Source organism: Fibrobacter sp., assembly GCA_024398965.1.
In the GTDB taxonomy this organism is placed as follows: domain Bacteria; phylum Fibrobacterota; class Fibrobacteria; order Fibrobacterales; family Fibrobacteraceae; genus Fibrobacter.
Genome location: JAKSIF010000010.1, coordinates 57,761 through 77,307 on the forward strand (window position 1 = coordinate 57,761; position 19,547 = coordinate 77,307).

The following is a 19,547-nucleotide window of genomic DNA, read 5'->3' on the forward strand; positions in this document are numbered from 1 at the left end:
CTAAACTTTATCCTATCTTTATCCAAGCGTCATTTCACCTTGGTATTCCCGACCAGTTTATTCCACTGGGAGTGCAAGTAGAATACTCGGGTGCAAACGTGTAACTAAGTAAAACAAACAAACCAAAAGGAACAGGTAGTAAAATGGCTACTATTACTAAAGAAAAGGCTGCAGAAATCACCGCTAAGTTTGGCGCAAACGAAAAGGACACCGGTAACGTCCGCGTTCAGATCGCTCTCTTGACCGAAAAGATCAAGAACCTCACTGAACACGCCAAGCAGCACAAGAAGGACCATCACTCCCTGCGTGGTCTGGCCATGATGGTTGCAAAGCGCAAGAACCTCCTCAAGTACTACGGCGAAAAGGACATCGTCGCTCAGCGCGCTCTCATCAAGGAACTCGGTCTCCGCGGCTAATACAACTGGAGATTTAAACTATGTCTATTGACGCATACCAGGCCAAGTACGGCAAGATGCTCGATCCGAAGGAAGAGTCCGTTACTCTTCCCGACGGCCGTGTACTCACGTTCGAAACTGGCAGACTGGCAAAGCAGGCTCGCGGTTCTGCTGTTGCCAAGATGGGTGATGCCTTCCTCCTTTCCACCGTCTGCTACGGCGAAGAAAAGGATGGAGACTTCTTCCCTCTGACTGTTGAATATCGCGAAAAGTCTTACGCTGCTGGTCGCCTTCCGGGTGGCTACAGCAAGCGCGAACCGGGTCGTCCCTCCGACGAAGAAATCCTCTCCGCTCGTATCATCGACCGCCCGATCCGCCCGATGTTCCCGGAAAACTTCACCCGTGAAGTCCAGGTCATCGTCCAGGTTCTTTCTGCCGACAAGTCCTTTGCTCCGGACGTTCTCGGTGTTAGCGCCGCATCTCTTTCCATCGGCCTTTCCGAACTTCCGTTCGAACAGCAGGTTGCAGCAGTGCGCGTTGCTGTCGTCGACGGCCAGAACATCGTGATGCCGACTTACGACCAGCTCGCTGTGGCCGATCTTGACCTGGTGGTCGCCGGTACAGAAGACTCTGTCTGCATGGTCGAAGGTGGTGCTTACGAAGTTTCCGAAGACACCATGATTGGCGCAATCCTCGCCGGTCACGAAGTCATCAAGGAAATGTGCAAGGCCCAGCAGAAGCTGGTTGAACGTTGCGCAAAGCCCAAGATGGAACTGAAGCCCCAGCATGTGGGCGAAGAACACGAAAAGCTCCTCGCTACCGTTAAGGAAGTCGTTTGGGAAGAACTGAACAAGGACGTTCATTCCAACATGGTGAAGACCGACTTCTATCCGGCAATGGCAGACCTCTGCAAGCGCATGCTTGAAGATGAACGCATTACCGCTATTACCGGTGCTGGCGACGAAGCTGATGCAAAGCTCGTTGCCGATGCTAAGGCAATCTTCAGCGATTACGAACGCACCGCAATGCGTGAAATGATCCTGAACGAACATGTTCGTCTCGACGGCCGTACCACTACCGAAGTCCGCCCCATCGAAATCGAAATGGGCGTGCTCCCGCGTGCTCACGGTTCCGCTATCTTCCAGCGCGGTGAAACCCAGGGTCTCGTTATCTGTACCCTCGGCACCAAGGCTGACGAACAGCGCTACGAAAGCTTGCAGGGCGAAGGCTCCAAGAGCTACATGCTTCATTACAACTTCCCGCCGTACTCCGTCGGTGAATGCAAGAAGCTTGGCCTTTCCCGCCGTGAAATCGGTCACGGTCACTTGGCCGAACGTTCTCTCGCAGCAGTTCTTCCGCTGCCCGAAGACTTCCCCTATACCATCCGCGTTTGCTCTGAAATCGAAGAATCCAACGGTTCTTCTTCCATGGCTTCCGTTTGCGGTGGCTGCCTTTCCTTGATGGACGCAGGCGTTCCTATCAAGGCTCCGGTTGCCGGTATCGCAATGGGCCTCATCTCCGAAAAGGGTTCCGTGAAGGAAGGCGGCAAGATCGAAATCTTGTCCGACATTACCGGCACTGAAGACCACCTCGGCGATATGGACTTCAAGGTGACTGGTACCGCCGAAGGTATCACCGCCTTCCAGATGGATATCAAGATCCGCGGTATCACTCCGGAACTCATGCGCCAGGCTCTCGAACAGGCCAAGCAGGGTCGTCTCCACATCTTGAACAAGATGACTACCCTGGGTCTCGCAGAACCTCGCCCCAAGGTTTCCGAAAAGGCACCCACCATGCTCAAGATGAAGATTCCTACCACCAAGATCCGCGACGTGATCGGTTCCGGTGGCTCCGTCATCAAGGGCATGCAGGCTCAGACCGGTTGCACCATCAACATCGACGACAACGGCAATATCGATATCGCTGCACCCAGCGGTAAGGCTGCCGCAGTTTGCCGCCGCATGATTGAAGAACTCACTGCAGAACCGGAAGCCGGCCGCAAGTACAAGGGCAAGGTGAAGACGATCCAGCCGTTTGGCGCCTTCGTTGAAATCCTCCCGGGTCGCGACGGTCTCGTGCACATCTCCGAACTTGCAGACCATCGCGTCGACAAGGTCGAAGACGTTGTTCACGTCGGTGACGAAGTTGAAGTTCTCTGCCTCGGTGTCGATCCGAAGGGCAAGGTAAAGCTTTCCATGAAGGCACTGCTCCCTCCGAAGCCGGCTGAAGCTGCTCCTGCAGCAGAAGCACCGGCCGCTGAAGCTCCCGCAGCAGAAGCTGCCGCTCCTGAAGCACCTGCCGAAGCATAATTTCGACAAAATCGTTCTTTGAACACGAGCCCAACCACCAATGGTGGTTGGGCTTTCTTTTTTTGTAAAATCGAATAAACAAATATCACGAGATATTTTCAAATCTGTGACGTAGCGCACACTAAATATTTTTATTATTCATACTGTTTGGCGAATAGGTCTTTGTATGGTTATCGGATATTTATTAGCGCTGTGCGTTCTTGCCGCAGTGAACATCATAATCCTCTTCCGCCTTTACCCTAGGCAGAACGGCCCCTATGCACTCATTTTCATGTCGGCCTTCGTCTCGTGCGTAGGCTTTCTGTTGATGGCTCTTTCCTCGGACCTTTCCGAGGTCCTTCTTGCCAACAAGATGAACTACGTTGGCGCCATATTCCTCCCCCTATTCTCCTTCTTTGCTATTCTCCAGATTTGCAAGATCAAGATTCCCAACCTTCTTGGCACGGTCCTGATTCTGCTTGCATTCGTTGTTTACGGTCTGTCTGCAACCGTAGGATTTAGCGACCTATACTACACTTCGGCAAAATATATCCTCACCTTTGGTGCCGGAAATTTTGAAGCAACCTACGGCCCCGGGCATGCCTTATTCAACCTGATGCTGGCATTCTATGTGTGTGCCAATCTCGGTGTGCTTATCTACGCCTTCCTCAAGAAAAAAAATGTTTCCTACAAGTGCCTGATTGCATTTGCCCTTTTGCAAGTCGCCACCATTATTTCCTTCTTCCTAGCAAGATTCCTCGGTGGAGACACCCTGGTGATGCCCGCAGTCTATGTATTCGACCAGTTCGTAATGCTCTACATCTGTAACCGCATCAAGCGTTACGACATAACCCAGAGTGTGGTGGATGCCCTTGAGGAAAACAACACAGACAGTTACGTATCCATTTCCTCAAACCTGAAATTTTTAGGATGCAACGACATCGCCTACACCAACTTCCCCGAACTTACAGATTGCCGAGTGGACCATACGATTATCTCGACCAAGGGGATTGTCGGTTACCTGCTGGAATGGGTTCTGCAGATTAATAGCGGCGAAGCTCCTGATAGCAAGAACTACGAATTCTCCGGAAAGCACTACAAGTTGACAGTCAAACAGATTTCCATATCCAAGCAAGTCACGGTTAACCTGTTCAAGATCGAAGAAGACACAAAGCTGCACCGCTATATCCAGATGCTCGGTTCCAGCAATGACCACCTGGAAACCATGGTCAAGGATAACGCCAACAAGATCCAGACCATGCAACAGCAGATGATGGTTGGCCTTGCCAGCATGGTCGAAAGCCGCGACAGCAACACCGGTGGCCATATCAAAAGAACCAGCGATGTTGTCGCCATCCTGGTAAACGAACTTCGCCGAGACAAGAGCCTTAGTTTTTCCAAGGAATTCTTTGACGCACTGGTTAAGGCTGCTCCTATGCACGATCTTGGCAAGATTGCCATTGACGACCAGATTCTAAGAAAGCCGGGGCGCTTTACCCCCGAGGAATACGAAGTGATGAAGACCCATTCCCAAAAGGGTGCGGTCATTGTGGAGAACCTGCTTTCCCAGGTACAGGACCCGAATTTCGTACAAATTGCCAAGAACGTTGCCAACTATCATCACGAGCGTTACGACGGCAAGGGTTACCCCAGCGGACTTGCTGGAGAAAACATTCCCTTCGAAGCAAGAGTCATGGCCATAGCCGACGTTTACGACGCCCTTGTCAGCAAAAGGCACTACAAGGACGAATTCTCCTTCGAAAAGGCATTTGGTATCATTACCGAAGGAATGGGAACTCAGTTCGACCCGAAGCTATGGAAGTGTTTCTACAACAGCCGTGCAAAGCTGGAAGAGTATTACTCCAAGGCAAGTTCCGATTATACCGACAGATAAGGCTATAGCGAACTTTTTATATTTGGGCCAAAATGTTTGACGCCCTGAATTTTCATTTTTCTTTTTACGACTGGCTACTGGTTGTCATGGTGACTGCCCTTGGTACCGTGAGCGCCTACCTTAAGGACCCCCAGCTCAAGGCCGTTACGGCAACCATACCCATCCCCTTTGGCTTTGCCTACCTTGCTGTCGGAAAGATCATCGATACGCCCAACGTGATTGCAGGGTTCTACTGCATGCTCTTTGCGAACCTGGTCCGTTTTTTAACCTACAAATTAAAGTGCCCCATTGTCATTTCCATCATTCTAGGACTCGCCTTTGTGGTCTTTGCCGGAACATTCACCCTACCCCACCTGCCTCAAGGGGAAGGCGTTTTTCTGGGAGCCTGCCTTTTTGATTTCCTTGTTGGCATCGTCCTGTTCCAAAAACAAAAGTACCAGTCCGGAGTACGCTACAAGACGCCTCTGCCGGTGTACATCAAGGCCCCTGCTATCGCTTGCGTCGTAGGCGGGCTTATGGTTATCAAGAGCTTTATGCAGGGCTTCTGCACCAGCTTCCCCATGATGAATTCCATCGTGAGCTACGAAAGTCGATTTTCTCTTGGAGACCAGTGCCGACAGCTACCTGTATTCCTAATGGTGGGGCCGTTCATGTTCATTATCATGCGCTACACGGAGCTTTGGTTTGGTCTCAATCACTGGATTGTGCTGATTATCGGATGGACCGTTTTTACGCCGCCCTATATGCTTTTAAACAAGGAACTAAAGCGACGTAACGACATAAATTACAACAACTGCTAAAACCGCTTTAGGTCAGAGCCCCCGTGACACGCCTTCCTAGGTGACGGCTGTTACGGTTTTATATTAGTTTACAACTTTAAATCATCAAAATTCTTATATTAGGAATGACTAGTATAAGGATTTTTTATGAACTTGAAAAAATTTGCGCCATTAACTGTTGCTACAATGATGTCTCTCGTAGCAATGGGCACTGTAGCTTGCGGCGACGACTCCTCCTCCGGCACCAGCCCCGTTGTTCCCGAAAATCCCAACGGGCAGGTTACTCCTGAAAATCCCAGCGGTAACGGTGCCGAGATTACCAATCCCGACGACAACGGTCAAGGCGGATTACCCGCAGAAACTCCCATTGACACCCCCGTACAGCCAGGCGATAATACAGGAGACACTCCTGTAGTCACCCCCGGCCAGCAGGATCAGGCCGGCTGTGCAGCAGGACAAGCTTCTGCACCTGTAGCCTTTGAGCAGTCAAAGTTCAACGATATTGGCGAAGTCTACAAGAACATCCAGTGCGACGAAAAGGTCGTATTCATCGTTCGACATGCAGAACGTGAAGGATTTACCGGATCTGTTTCAGCCCTTACCGAAGATGGTTTCGAAGCGGCAGTCAACGCAGGCAAGAAGCTTATAGGCGAAGGCCAGTTCAAGTATATCTACTCCGGCATGACCCGAACCATGCAGACAGCCCTCGGTATTGCTGCAGGCCGCGGCGATGCAACCTTCACAATCACCTATGCAGAAGGCGAAGATGGCAATGAGCACTTTACGGTTGTCTCTCCCGAATTTACAGCGGACACCATTCCGGCCCTTAAGGATGGTTGGTTCCTGAAAGACAAGGACGCCCGAGACGCCTACATGGCAGCAGATTCCATCAAGAACGTGAACGTAATGTACGCAGCATGGGCTTACGACGGCAAGTACGCAGAAGCCTTCTACGATCTTGAAGAACGTAGCCAGGAACTGATCAGTACCTACTTGATCAAGGACTATGCCGAAATGCCCAAGTACACCGTAGTCGCTTCCCACGACCAGGTACTGATGCCCCTTACCGTGTGGGCCACCGGTAGGCAGATTGACCTCAAGCTGCACAATACCGAAGCTCCCCGTAACTGGCTTAACTACCTGGCAGGCGTTGCCATCATCATCAACGACAAGAACGAAGTCCGCTACGCCCCCATCAAAGGCATGAACGACTCCGTCATGCCTGACGGCACCGTTATCGACGGCGGCATCCAGTAATCCGATTTCACATCGATACAAAAAAAAGCCTAGGTGATGAACCTAGGCTTTTTGCTTTGTGTCAAGATTGATTACTTGGCAGAAGCGCTGATTGTGAAGATTTCGGTACCGGTGTTACGGATAGCCATTTCGTCGGTATCACCGTAGAAGAACCACATCTGTTCGAAAGAAAGCTTGACTTCGGCACCAACAACTTCGACCTTCGGGGTCAAATTTGCTTTCTTGGAATACAGGCACATATTGTTGATGTTGGAAGCCAGGTTCAAAACAGCACCTTCGACAGTCCAAGTACCATATACCGGATTGCAGTCAGGATATCCTGCATTGGGGTTCATGGGAGGCAGATCAAATTCAAAGGAACCATCTTTGTTAAGGATAAGGGAGCCCGGATTGCCGGAATAATCCATTTCTGCAAACATTGCACCGGAATTCTTGTCTGCGGCACCCTTTGCTGTCCAGGTACCCACGAGGCAGTCATGGGTAATGCCTGCGCCACAAAGTTCAGCCTTGGTAGGATCCGGAGTGGAGTCATCGCTACAAGCGGTCATGAGACCCATAGCGCAGATGCCAGCCAGCAGAGACAGTTTCTTGATCATTATACACCTCATTAATTTTTTCTTGAATATAAGAAAAAGTTGGAAACAAAGGAACATTTTTGCAAATAATTTACCCGGCAACAGAGGATTAGCGCAGTTTTTCCAGGTTCACTACGTGGAGAATCTGGTCAAGCACCTTGAATTTCACCTCGAATCCGGCAAATTTAAAGCCGTAGACTCGTTCCGGATCCTTCTGATATGCGGGCCTTGGGTCCTCGGACAGGATTTCCTGAAGGGTTTTCAGTTTTTCTGTCGGAAATTTAGCCGCAAGATTCTCCGGGAAATCAACCTGCAGGGTATTAAAGCGAACCTGCTCCGCAAAGCCTCCGAGAGCCTCGGGAACGGAATCGGCGTAAGGCAGGTAGGGTTTTATATCCACGATGGGCGTACCATCCATCATGTCGGCGCCGCTGACGATAATTTCAGGCCCATTGTAGTCGCCATCGGAAACGTTCAGCCGGATTTCCTCAATCTTGACGCAACTCATGGCCACCGGATTGGGGCGGAAGCTGCTACGGGTTGCAAAGACGCCCAGGCGCTTGTTGCCCCCAAGACGCGGGGGGCGCACTGTTGGGCTCCAGCGATTTTCGCCATCCTCGCCCATTCTTACATTTTCTGAAAAAATCCAGAGGATCCAAAGGTGGCTGAAACCTTCAAGCCCTCGCAGGGCGTCAGCTACGCGAAACTCCGGCTCGAAACGGATGGCGGAACGCAGTTCCTTCAGGAGACCGCTTTGGCGGGGAATACCGAATTTATCTGGGAAATCGCCCTTGATTTTGGCGATGACCTTGAAGGGGTATACAGACGGGGTTTTGCGGGATTCGTTCACACAGGACTATATAGAAAATTTACTATCTTCCCGAGTGGAATTATTAACACAGGCGTCTCTTATTCCAAGAACAACGCCGTAACAAAGAAGAGGAACAAATGACTGTTGTAGTCTTTATTCTTTACCTTCTGATGATGCTGGGCATCGGTGCCTACTTCTCCAGAAAGGCAAACAGCCTCAACGCCTATTACCTGGGCAACCGTGGCATGAATAAGTGGGTGGTGGCAATGTCTGCCCAGGCATCCGACATGAGTGGCTGGATGCTCATGGGTCTTCCGGGCGCCATCTACCTCAGCGGCTTCTCCGAAGCTTGGATCGGTATCGGTCTTGTGATCGGTACCTACTTCAACTGGAAGATTGTGGGCCGTCGTCTCCGCAAGTATTCCCACTTCTGCGGCGATTCCATTACCCTCCCCGACTTCCTCTCCAACCGCTTCCGTGACCAGAAGGGCGTTATCCGCGTGATTGCCTCCTTCTTCATTCTGGCATTCTTCCTGTTCTACACCGTTTCCGGCTTTGTGGCTTCCGCTAAGCTGTTCGGCACCATCTTCGGCCTGGACTACACCACCGGCCTTATCATCGGCGCCGTTGTGGTTGTCAGCTACACCTTCATGGGCGGCTTCTTCGCCGTTTGCTGGACCGACTTCATCCAGGCATCCATGATGCTCATCGCCGTACTCGTGATTCCTACCATCATCTGCATCTCCGGCGGTGGTTTTGCCGCTACCATGGACGCAGTGAATGTCCAGAATCCCTACCTCATGAGCCTCTTCACCAACGCATCCACCGGCAAGGCAATCGGTTTCATTTCCCTGATTTCCAGCCTGGCCTGGGGTCTTGGCTACTTCGGTATGCCTCACATCTTGGTGCGTTTCATGTCCATCAAGAACGCAGAAGAAATCACCCACTCTCGCCGTATCGCCATGACCTGGGTTATCATCTGCCTTGGTGCCGTGATCATGATTGGTCTCCTGGGCCGCTACTACGTTAGCGCCAACGGTCTCTCCGTTACCGACCCTGAACGTATCTTCATGGTTCTCTGCCAGGCACTCTGCCACCCGGCAATCGCATCTATCCTCATGGCTGCAATCCTTGCCGCTATCATGAGTACCGCAGACTCCCAGCTCCTGGTTTCTGCTTCCGCCTTCAGTAACGACATGTATAAGCACATCTTCCGCAAGAACGCTTCCAACAAGGAAATCATGTGGGTAAGCCGCATTGTGGTTGCCGTTATCGCTATCATCGCCGTTCTCGTGGCTCTCCAGGGCGCACCCTCTGCCGACGGCGCTGCCAAGACCGGCAAGAACTTCCTGGATGTGGTCATGAGCCTCGTTAGCTTCGCCTGGGGTGGCTTTGGCGCTACCTTCGGCCCGCTGGTACTGCTCGCCCTCTTCTGGAAGCGTACCACCCTGCCCGCAGCCGTTGCCGGTATGCTGGTTGGCGGTATCACCACCTTCGTATGGAAGTTCTACCTCTCTGGCCTTAGCGCAGAAATCTTCCAGATCTATGAACTGGTTCCGGGCTTTGTCTTCAGCATGATTACCATCATCGTGGTAAGCCTTCTGACCAAGCAGCCCAGCAAGGAAATCCAGGACGAATTCGACGCCGTGGAACACACCCGCCTTTCCGACATGAAGCTTTAAGCGCTTCGCGCAATTATGAATTATGAATTATGAATTACGATTTATAGTTTGTAATTGACGATAATTTTAAACAAGAAAACCCGGACCTCTCGGTTCGGGTTTCTTTTATTACCATTTTTGCAACAGGATTTTTTAGTCCTTCAAGCAACGGACCGATGCAAAGAATTCTATAGGATATTCATACGGGCTAAAGCACGCTTCTGTGTTTCCAAGTCCGGCAAAAAGACCATATCCGAGTTCAGTACTGGTCCAGAAACGTTCATCATCCTGACATTCGTCGGAAGGGGACGAATGATAGAACGCTTTCATAGCTTCATCATCGTTTTCTAATATCGAAGCAAACTTTTCAATTTCAGCAAAGGACGGCAAGCGCCAACCGTCAGGGCAAATACCTTGGAAATTTTCCGGTAAGTTGCAGTACCACATACAATCCGAGCATATCGTGCCACAGCCTGATTTTAAGGAATCCATTGCAGATCCAACATCATAATAGAAGTATTTACTACCAGCAAATGTTTGATCGGGATATTCTGCATCGTACGCAAGGTCTTCGGCCATCCAGGTATCGCTGGTTATAGAATCCTCGCCATCAAAATATTTCAAGGTAATGGTCTTATATGTTTTTGAGTCTCGAGGGTCAGTCATTTCGCCGTAAGAAACAACAGTTTCATACTTCGTTCCTTTACTTGACGAAGACGTTGCCGTAGAATCAACCTTAGATATTGAAGAAGAAGAACCTGCAGAATCAGCCTTAGATACCGATGAAGAAGATTCTACAGAATCCACCTTAGATATAGACGAGGATGATTCTACATCTTCCGCATTCGACACATTATTCGTAGGCTCATCACCACAAGCAGCAAGAAGTGCTGCTACGGCAACAGAACTCCATAAATATTTCATGATTCCTCCTATTTCATCCATCTATGTTCTTCGTAATCCTGAAGAATCTTTATTGTCTGTTGCAACTTTTCATTTGCCGAAGGATCGGCCTTCTTCGTGCCCAAAGTACCGGCATCCGCCCGTTGCAATCGTTTAACAAACGCACCTACGGTTTCTCCATCTTCTCGATGATAACCTAATGTTGTTAAAACAAGTTCAGCCTTGGTCAGCTTACGGGCCAATTCGGCAGCTGCAGCATTCTTCGGGGTAATGATGTTGCGACGACGTCCCTTTAGGTATCCGCGAACCTTCAGTCCAACAAAAGCAAGGATTGCAATTACAAGAGCCACGTAAATGGCAATACCATCGGTAATCTTTTGCGTGTAGTTCTGCCAGCTGTCCACGGTGCGGCGCCATTCACCTTCCTTAAGGAAGTGCATAAGGCGAGCAGCACGCCCCTGGAGGCTTTCCCACTTGGCACTCAGCCAACTTGGTTCAGAGCCCATTGGAGTAAGCATAGGCGGTGTGGGGTCAAAGACAACCCAGCGACCATCCACAAACGCCTCAACCCAGGAATGGGAATGCTTACGGCGGAAGACGGCGTAGGGGCGGCCCTCCACCACCTCGGGATTTGCAAAGCCGGTGGCATAGCGGGCGGGAATTCCTACACGACGCAAGGTTAAAGTTGCCAGGGTCGCATAATATTCGCAGAAGCCCTGCTTGGCATGCCAGAAGATGGAGAGGGGATCTTTTTTTACGTCGCTGCCAGAACCACGCCAACGTTCAAGGCCCGGAATCTGCAGGGAATAGGTGAAGTTTTCCTTGAAGTAGGCGAGTATGCGCTGGAGGTTTTCTGAATCGCTACTAGAAACGTCGCGACGAACCAACCCCATGGCATCCACCACGGAATCTATGAGAGGTTCGTAACGAGAACCAATAAGCAAGTCCCCTTCATTGTAGACCAGCAAGGAGTCCGGTATTGCACAGGGATTCGTCGATATTTCAGCAGATACGGAATCATTTTTTCCAACAGATACGGAACCGTTCTCGCAAACGAAATAATGCCAGTCGGATCGCTTGCCATTCTTGTCTAGACCATTGACCATACCTCCGGCGAAGTAATGGAGGGAATCCAAATCCTTGGCGGCAAATCCTACAGATCCATAGGGAGCAAAGACAAAGCCGAAATTATTAAGTGTCGATTGCACCCAAACCTGACGAGGCTTACGAACAATGCCGGCAGAATCCAAAGGACGAGTCAACGAATCCGCCACTTCAAGAACAGCATAGTCCACTTGATAGTAAGCAGGCATCAAGGTCTTTACAACTTCAGTCGGCAACTTCCAGATTCCGGCAACATACTTTTCATAACTGGCGGCCTTTAGGTAGCGGGAAGGCTGTGTATCCCAAACGCGGAGTACCACCTGGCTGTTGTACTTTCCGTTGTAATTGCTGCCGAAGCTACCCAAGGCGGCCACCTGGTCAAAACCCATGACTCGTTCCCGCTGGTAAAAATCTTCCGCCCAACGGGCTCCGTTTTCGTATCGGTGGGCCCGCCAGTAACGCCAACCTCCGTAAGAAATCCCTGACAAGGCTATAATCAGAAACCCAAACAGCAAATACTTGTACCAGGCAGTTCCGCGTCGATTGTAGGCGAACAGGGCAAGCAATAGGCCCGCAATTCCAACGCCAGCCCAACCCTTAGGAATCATGAACATTCCAAACAGAAGGGCTGCCACACCATCGAAGGCGACAAAGGTTTCATAGCCTCCATTACCGCGGCTCCGCTCCTGAAGCGCAGCCAGGAAAAGTAGGTATAATCCGGGCAAGAAAACCATAACCGGATTCACACCATTTTCTACACCCGGAGTCATGACCCAGTACAAAGCCAGCGGGACAATGGCGCCATAGGCGGGAATCTTGTTGTACCGCGGACGCTTGGAAAATTCACGGCGACTGGTTGCGTTAACAACTCCGATTACAGCGAAGTATACGGCAAAAACCAAACCAAGCCAGGTCATGTCGAACGTGTGCCCCAGATTGAAAGAGGCTAACACCAGGAACAGCACCTTGGCGATATAGCGGATGTCTACGATTTCTTTTTTCATAGAGACACTCCGCCAGAAATTTTCGCATTCACAAACAGCGTCTTGTGATCACTGGCAGCATCTCCCGCAGGAGCATCGCCCTTGAAGCGGGTCACAACAATATGCTTGTGAACCAGCGGGTCATCCTTTGCAAAAAGGCCCACGCGAAGCACCGGATCCATAGGGCGGGCCGCCGGAGACCAGGGCCCCGGTTTCTTCGCGGAAATCAGGTTGGCCGCAGGAATTCGAGCCAATGCATCTAGCAAGTTCTTGCGGCCTTCGCCATTGGCGGCGCCACTGCCGGCAAGCGGGATTTCCTCGTCGTCGATAAAGAAACGTCCCAGGATGTTCCGTTCCAGAAGCCAAATGCCAATGCCTGCGGTAAGCCTGATGGCGTTTTCCAAATGTTGACGTTCCACGAAAGAAGGCGCCGCCGTGTCCAGCACCAGAATGGCGCCGGCCCCACGTTCTGTTTCAAATTCCTTGGTAAAAGGACGTCCGTATCGGGCAAAGGCCCTATGGTGCAAGTCTCGTAGGGCATCACCCTCACGATATTCCCGAACGCCCACGAAATTCATACCGCGGGTAAGGCTCGGCATGAGCAGCGGTGCAAACACCATACCGCTGGCGCCCGACGTAAGGAACGGGAACTCGCCCACCTTTATAGGGCGAGGATAAACCAGAAGTTCAGCGGAACCCATGTATGGATAAGGCCAGCACATAAGGCCCATAATCTCGGGAACGTTGGCCGCAATTTTCCTTAAGGGAAAGGCTCCTCGATTCTTTGTCTGGATGGAACACTCCAGTTTCTTGAAACCATCCGCCTTAGTTACCCGCACAAGTTCCGACGGCTCTACCGTCAAGGACGGATCCATTCTGAAAGACGAAAGCTGAACGGAATCCAAGCGATTGTTCTTACGGAAGAAGCCCTTCTTTTTTCCAACTGCATTAACAGCAGAATCACCACCAACGCCAATCTCTGCAGAGATTGTTGCAACCTCGCCTTCGTATGCCGGCGTCACAACCACATTTTCAATGGAAACATAATTCAGTTTGCAAGAAGCAAACAAGGAAAGAATCATCCCTAGAAACAGCAAAAAATCCAAACCGCAGAACACCCAGGCAGCCCAAAAGCCGGGAACCATGCCCAGCGCCATGGACAGCGGGAACAAGGCAGCAGCAGCGCGACCAGCCGGAGTAAAGTATTCTTGCCACAGGTAGTAAATATGCATCAAAAGCCCAGCACGCCGAGGCGCACGGGGAACGCTATTTACAAACCATGAAGCAAAAGATTTCATATACCGCGGAGCAATCTTCTAGATCCTTCGACTTCGCCCTTACGGGCTTCGCTCAGGATGACACAACAATCTTTATCCTTTATCCTTTCCGTTTTATCCTATTTCGGGATATTCACCTTCTTCAGGATGCTCTGCAGAATATTCTTGCTGGCCTCGGGATTGGCGCTGTCCTTGGCAAACACGCGATGTTCCATCACCGGGAAGAACACCCGCTGGATGTCGTCGGGATTTACAAAGTCACGACCATTCATGAACGCGCAAGCCTGAGCCATACGGATCAAGTTCAAGCCGGCTCGAGGACTTGCGGCCAAACGTACGCCACCGTCATTACGGGTTGCCTGCACTAGGGTAACCACATAACGTTCCAAAGATTCATCTACGTGAATTTTTTGCACAGCTTCGCGAGTCTTCAGAATTTCTTCCGGCGTAGTCACTGCTACCACCTTATCGATGGGTCGACCTTCTCGATGGCTGCGCAAAATCTGCAGTTCCGTTTCCTCAGTAGGATACCCTACGGAAATGCGAATCATGAAGCGGTCCATCTGGGCTTCGGGCAGCGGGAACACACCATGGAATTCCACCGGATTTTCCGTAGCCAGCACCATAAACAATTCCGGCAGCTTGTGGCGATCCCCTTCCAAAGACACCTGACGTTCTTCCATTGCCTCAAGCAGGGAACTCTGAGTTCTTGGGGATGCACGATTGATTTCATCCGCCAGAAGAATCTGGGTAAACACAGGACCCTTCTTGATATTGAACTCGCCAGTTTTTGCGTTATAGACCGCACCGCCCGTCACATCAGCAGGAAGCAGATCCGGAGTAAACTGGATTCGTGCAAAGTCCGCCCCCACAGCGGCAGCCAAGGCCTTGGAAAGCGTAGTCTTACCTGTACCAGGAACATCTTCAATGAGCACGTGGCCATCAGCCAGCAAGGCCATCAATAAAAGTTCAACGGTATCGTTCTTGCCAAGAAGAACATTATTCAAAGCGGAAGTTAAAGACTTGATCATACCACAAATATATATTCAAAAAAATCCGTCTGGTTCACGCAACCATACGGATTGGAATAGGTTTTATCACTGATTTATGTTTATTTCATCCATAAGCGCCGCCATACCAGACGAAGGCAACGCAAACCGTAATTTACCACATTCAAGTTGGAGGTTTCCTCGGCATAGACCGTTGGAATGGGAAGTTCCCCAACCTTAAATCCTCGGGCGTCCGCAATGGCGATCAGCTCCAGATCAATATCAAAGCTGGTACTCAGTTTTTCAAGGTCCAAGGTTTTCAGGAAATCCGTTCGGTACAGTATAAAGCCGCTATGACGATCCGTCAACTTCTGTTTGAACGCCAGGTTTTCCAACGCCGTCAAGAAAGCGCCGCCAACACGTTTATGGAGGGGCATGTTTCCCTTCTTGGCACCGCCGGCAACCGCGTGACGAGAGCCCTGCAGCAAAGCAAGCGGTGCAGACTCCCTACCCTGTCTATCCGTGGCTCTGAATTTTTCCAGATGATCCAAGAACTTGTCCAGCAAAGCTGCAGGATACTGACCATCCCCGTGAAGGCAGGCAACGAACTTTGCACCAGAGGCAATTCCCTCGGTCAAGCCCTTCTTTACCACAGCTCCATAACCGCTGTTTTTTTCAAAGCAGAAATAATCCAAACGGCAAGCAGCCTGGTCTCCGTACTTTTCTCGGACTAGCTTTGCATACTCGTAAAAAGCCTTTTCCGTTCCGTCCCTTGAGCCATCATTTACAACAAGTATTCTGGAGCGATCCCACACTTCGGCAGGAATCTTCGAAAGAACCTCCGCCAGGGTCTTTTCCACGTTGTAGGCGGGAACGAAGATAAAAGAATCAAACCGCATCTTAGATTCTATCGAGGCTACGCCTCTCCAGAATGACGTTCAACAGAATAGTATTTCACAAACCAACGCAAGGATTCTTCCAGCACAGCTTTCAAGGGAGTTCTAGCCCTGAAACCAAGCAGGCGCTCCGCCTTTTCAACGTTGGGCAGACGACGCATGGAATCTTCGTAGCCGGCACCGTAGTACGCAACACCATCTACGATTTGCGGTACAGGAATGGAATTTTCATCAACACCACGAATCTGAGCGTAAATGTTTCTCATCATCTGGGAAAGTTCGGCAATGCTCAGCTCATTATCGGGATTGCCAACATTGAATGCCTGGCCCAGGGCGGGATTTTCGCCTTCGGCACCTGCGGCAAAAAGACTAAACATAAAGTCCACCGCATCGTGAACAGAAGTAAAGCTGCGCTTTGCAGCACCTCCGTTCACCAGCATGAAGGGTTCACCTCGAACCAGGGCCGTAGAGAAGTTGGCAAGGACTCGCGGGATACCTTCCCCATCAACTCCGGGCATAAAGTCCATGAAGGGGCCCACAAAATTAAAGGGGCGAACCACTGTCCAGTTCAAGCCGGGCAAGCCTGCGATATAGCGTTCCGCCAGAAGTTTCGCCGTGGCATAGCTCCAGCGGCTAGCCGTCACAGCGCCAAAAGTCAGTTCGGAAGAGTCCTCGTCGAGAAGGCCGGAGGTAGCGCTAGTCTTTCCGTAGATTTCCGACGTGGAAAAATGAATGAGCCATGAACCGCTCTTGGCACAGGCATCCGCCAGACGTGCCGGATGATCGTAGTTACTGCGGATAACCTCTGCGGATTCAGCCATATAACGGCTTGGCGTACAAATGGCAGCCAGATTCACAACCAGCGGGAAACGTGCTATACGTTCCACCACCAGCGGGTTCGCCAGGTCTGCACAAAGGAATTCTACCCGAGGGTTTGCCAAGTGCTGCTGGATGCGGTAGGATTCCAGGTCTACGCCAAAGACCCGCCAATTGGTTCTTTCAAGGACCGCCTGCAGAAGGTGACTACCAATAAAACCACCGCAGCCCACAAGAGCCACGGTGATGGAATTATCCTGAAAGTTTAGGTAACGGGGATTCACGTTTCCAAATTCACCCTGCAAAAGGCAAGGGTTACTTGGTCACCTTGAAGGTGGCAGAATTGCCGGCCTTACGGGTTTGTTCGTAGGGAATCACTCGGATAATGGCGGTTTCGGTAGGTTCAGCCACATCTTCGGTCAGCTTGACCTTCTGTTCGTAGCAAGTCTTACCATCCGGTTCTTCGGGACCTGCAGATTCTTCCAGCATATCCACGCCTTCGTCATCTTCGGAGGTCTTGAATACAAAGCGATAGCCGGATCCCTGAACGTCGGAACCGTAAATCACGGTAATGGTTTCACCCATCTTGAAGGATTCACCTTCCTTAGGTGCAACAACCTTTACCCCGTTAGAAACAGAGCAGTCCAGAGCAGGCAAATTGGAAGAACCTTCCTCACTAGAAGAAGAAATTTCCTTACTGGAAGAAGACTTGGGAGAATCTTCGGAAGATGCGGAAGAGGAATCGTCGCAAGCGACCAAACCAAATGCAGCCAAACCAACAGACAAAACCAGGGAACGGGTAAACTTCATATTAAACCTCATCTTTTTTTACAGGGGTTAATATATAAAAACCAAACCATCTCTGCAAAAAAGCGCAAAATCTAGTGATAAAAAACCGAACATACTGCACAAAATGTCACTCAGTGACAAAAATTTTTTATATATTATCCGCGAATCAAGGATTTAAGGGTGATTCCGTCCCAGGAAATACCGGAAAAATTCCTAAAATTGCCAAAAATTTGACTCAACTATAGATTTTACTAGCGAAATTAAGGGTTTATCTAGGCTATGGCAGTAAAATACGACGAAAGCAATATTAAAACATTGGATTGGTACGAACATATCCGCATGCGTCCGGGTATGTACATCGGTAAACTTGGCGATGGTCAGAGCCCCGATGACGGCATTTATGTTCTCGCAAAGGAAGTGATCGACAACTCCATCGACGAATTCGCCATGGGTGCCGGCAAGAAGATTGAAATCACCATGGAAGACCATGCCTGCCGCGTCCGCGACTATGGCCGTGGCATCCCCCTGGAAAAGGTCATCGACTGCGTCAGCAAGATGAACACCGGTGGTAAGTACGATTCCGAAGCCTTCCAGAAGTCCGTGGGTATGAACGGTGTGGGTACCAAAGCGGTGAACGCCCTCTCCACCACTTTCGTTGTCCGCAGTATCCGCGACGGCCGCGTGAAAAAGGCCGAATTCAGCAAGGGTATCCTTACCAAGGACTACAAGATCGAGGCTACCAACGAAAAGAACGGTACCGAAATCTACTTCGTGCCCGACAACGACCTTTTCAAGAACTTCAGGTTCCTTCCGGCCTACATGGAAGAAAAGATCTGGAACTACGCTTACCTGAACACAGGCTTGTCCCTCATCATGAACGACAAGACCTACGTAAGCCCCAACGGTCTTTTGGACCTCTTGCACAGCCGTACCGACGACACCATCCGCTACGACGTCATCCACTGCAAGAGCAAGGATATCGAGTTCGCCATCACCCATTCCAACCAGGAAGGTGAACATTACTTTAGCTTCGTGAACGGCCAGCACACCACCCAGGGTGGTACTCATCAGGCAGCCTTCCGCGAAGGCGTGGTCAAGGGCATCCGCGACCATTTCAAGAAGGAATTCGACGCCAGCGACGTGCGTAACTGCATTATCGGCGCCATTTCCGTACGTATCCAGGAACCGGTTTTCGAATCCCAGACCAAGACCAAGCTGGGCAGCACCACTACCGCTCCCAACGGCCCCGCACTTCGCTCCTGGATCGTGGACTACGTGGCCAAGGAACTGGACAACTACCTTCACAAGAACGAAGCCGTTGCCAAGGCAATGCTGGACCGCATCAACCAGAACGAAAAGCTCCGCAAGGACCTGGCTGGTGTAAAAAAGCTGGCCAACGAACGCGCCAAGAAGGCAAATCTTAACAACAAGAAGCTTCGTGACTGTTCCGTACACCTTACCGATGCAAAGAACCCGCTGAAGAACGAAACCATGATCTTCATTACCGAAGGTAACTCTGCATCCGGTACCATCACTACGGCACGCAATCCCAAGACCCAGGCAGTGTTCAGCCTTCGCGGTAAGCCGCTGAACAGTTTCGGCCTGAGCAAGAAGATTGTTTACGAAAACGAAGAATGGAACCTGCTGCAGGCAGCCTTGAACATCGAAAACGGTCTGGAAGACCTGCGCTACGACAAGGTGATTATTGCAACCGATGCCGACGTGGACGGTATGCACATCCGCCTGCTTCTCATGACCTTCTTCCTGCAGTTCTTCCCGGAACTGGTGGCAGAAAAGCACCTGTACATTCTGCAGGCCCCCCTGTTCCGCGTCCGCCACAAGAAGGACAAGACCAAGACCTTCTACTGCTACGACGAAGAGGAGCGCGACCGCGCCGCCAAGGAAATCACCAAGAAGGATCTGGAAATCACCCGATTCAAAGGTCTTGGCGAAATGGACTCCGAAGACTTTAAGCTTCTGATCGGCGAAAACATGCACCTGGAAACAGTGACCATGCCTACCGACGCTTCCCTGGGTAAAATGCTTGAATATTACATGGGCAAGAACACCCAGAGCCGTCAGGACTTTATTGTTGAAAACCTTAGAACTGAAGCCGTTGAGGAGCTGTAA

General features: G+C 50.8%; 16 protein-coding genes. 7 read left to right on the forward strand and 9 right to left on the reverse strand.

The window, feature by feature from the left end; all coding sequences use genetic code 11:
• Window positions 1-143 precede the first annotated feature (143 nt).
• The 5 genes from rpsO to MJZ26_06200 all read left to right on the forward strand — a co-directional run bounded on the left by rpsO (window position 144) and on the right by MJZ26_06200 (window position 6,613).
• Window positions 144-416, forward strand: coding sequence for a 30S ribosomal protein S15 (gene rpsO, locus MJZ26_06180; protein MCQ2105360.1), 273 nt, complete (start codon window positions 144-146; stop codon window positions 414-416).
• Window positions 417-436: 20 nt separating this feature from the next.
• Complete coding sequence (gene pnp / locus MJZ26_06185; GenBank protein ID MCQ2105361.1) at window positions 437-2,704, forward strand: polyribonucleotide nucleotidyltransferase; 2,268 nt, start codon at window positions 437-439, stop codon at window positions 2,702-2,704.
• Between the two features lie 166 nt (window positions 2,705-2,870).
• Window positions 2,871-4,577: an HD domain-containing protein gene (locus tag MJZ26_06190; protein MCQ2105362.1), complete on the forward strand. Its 1,707-nt coding sequence runs from the start codon at window positions 2,871-2,873 to the stop codon at window positions 4,575-4,577.
• 32 nt (window positions 4,578-4,609) lie between these two features.
• Entirely contained in the window at window positions 4,610-5,377 is a 768-nt protein-coding gene (locus MJZ26_06195) for a hypothetical protein (GenBank protein MCQ2105363.1), read from the forward strand.
• Window positions 5,378-5,503: 126 nt separating this feature from the next.
• On the forward strand, window positions 5,504-6,613 hold the full coding sequence (locus MJZ26_06200; GenBank protein ID MCQ2105364.1) for a hypothetical protein: 1,110 nt from the start codon (window positions 5,504-5,506) through the stop codon (window positions 6,611-6,613).
• A gap of 71 nt (window positions 6,614-6,684) precedes the next feature.
• Here the strand turns inward: MJZ26_06200 and MJZ26_06205 are convergent, their stop codons facing one another.
• Window positions 6,685-7,209, reverse strand: a complete 525-nt coding sequence (locus MJZ26_06205; GenBank protein ID MCQ2105365.1) for a hypothetical protein — start codon at window positions 7,207-7,209, stop codon at window positions 6,685-6,687.
• A gap of 88 nt (window positions 7,210-7,297) precedes the next feature.
• The gene (gene tsaA / locus MJZ26_06210) at window positions 7,298-8,038 is read right to left on the reverse strand and encodes a tRNA (N6-threonylcarbamoyladenosine(37)-N6)-methyltransferase TrmO (protein MCQ2105366.1); all 741 of its coding nucleotides are present in this window, start codon (window positions 8,036-8,038) and stop codon (window positions 7,298-7,300) included.
• Between the two features lie 98 nt (window positions 8,039-8,136).
• Here tsaA and putP point away from each other — a divergent pair, with 98 nt between their 5' ends.
• Window positions 8,137-9,681, forward strand: a complete 1,545-nt coding sequence (putP, locus tag MJZ26_06215; GenBank protein MCQ2105367.1) for a sodium/proline symporter PutP — start codon at window positions 8,137-8,139, stop codon at window positions 9,679-9,681.
• 132 nt (window positions 9,682-9,813) lie between these two features.
• On the opposite strand, the gene MJZ26_06220 is transcribed toward putP, so the two are convergent.
• From MJZ26_06220 to MJZ26_06250, 7 genes are all read right to left on the reverse strand, one after another.
• Window positions 9,814-10,584, reverse strand: a complete 771-nt coding sequence (locus tag MJZ26_06220) for a hypothetical protein (GenBank protein ID MCQ2105368.1) — start codon at window positions 10,582-10,584, stop codon at window positions 9,814-9,816.
• Between the two features lie 8 nt (window positions 10,585-10,592).
• A complete protein-coding gene (locus MJZ26_06225) occupies window positions 10,593-12,671 on the reverse strand; it encodes a transglutaminase-like domain-containing protein (GenBank protein ID MCQ2105369.1) in 2,079 nt (692 codons plus the stop codon).
• On the reverse strand, window positions 12,668-13,882 hold the full coding sequence (locus MJZ26_06230) for a DUF58 domain-containing protein (protein MCQ2105370.1): 1,215 nt from the start codon (window positions 13,880-13,882) through the stop codon (window positions 12,668-12,670). Before MJZ26_06230 ends, MJZ26_06225 begins: the two co-directional genes overlap by 4 nt.
• Before the next feature lie 164 nt (window positions 13,883-14,046).
• The gene (locus MJZ26_06235) at window positions 14,047-14,958 is read right to left on the reverse strand and encodes a MoxR family ATPase (protein ID MCQ2105371.1); all 912 of its coding nucleotides are present in this window, start codon (window positions 14,956-14,958) and stop codon (window positions 14,047-14,049) included.
• 80 nt (window positions 14,959-15,038) lie between these two features.
• Complete coding sequence (locus tag MJZ26_06240; GenBank protein MCQ2105372.1) at window positions 15,039-15,815, reverse strand: glycosyltransferase family 2 protein; 777 nt, start codon at window positions 15,813-15,815, stop codon at window positions 15,039-15,041.
• A 17-nt stretch (window positions 15,816-15,832) separates the two neighbouring features.
• Complete coding sequence (locus MJZ26_06245) at window positions 15,833-16,912, reverse strand: NAD-dependent epimerase/dehydratase family protein (protein MCQ2105373.1); 1,080 nt, start codon at window positions 16,910-16,912, stop codon at window positions 15,833-15,835.
• Between the two features lie 31 nt (window positions 16,913-16,943).
• Window positions 16,944-17,438 carry a hypothetical protein gene (locus tag MJZ26_06250; protein ID MCQ2105374.1) on the reverse strand — a complete coding sequence of 165 codons (495 nt, stop codon included), beginning with the start codon at window positions 17,436-17,438 and terminating at the stop codon, window positions 16,944-16,946.
• Window positions 17,439-17,696: 258 nt separating this feature from the next.
• Between MJZ26_06250 and MJZ26_06255 the strand changes: the two genes are divergently transcribed.
• Window positions 17,697-19,547: a type IIA DNA topoisomerase subunit B gene (locus MJZ26_06255; GenBank protein MCQ2105375.1), complete on the forward strand. Its 1,851-nt coding sequence runs from the start codon at window positions 17,697-17,699 to the stop codon at window positions 19,545-19,547.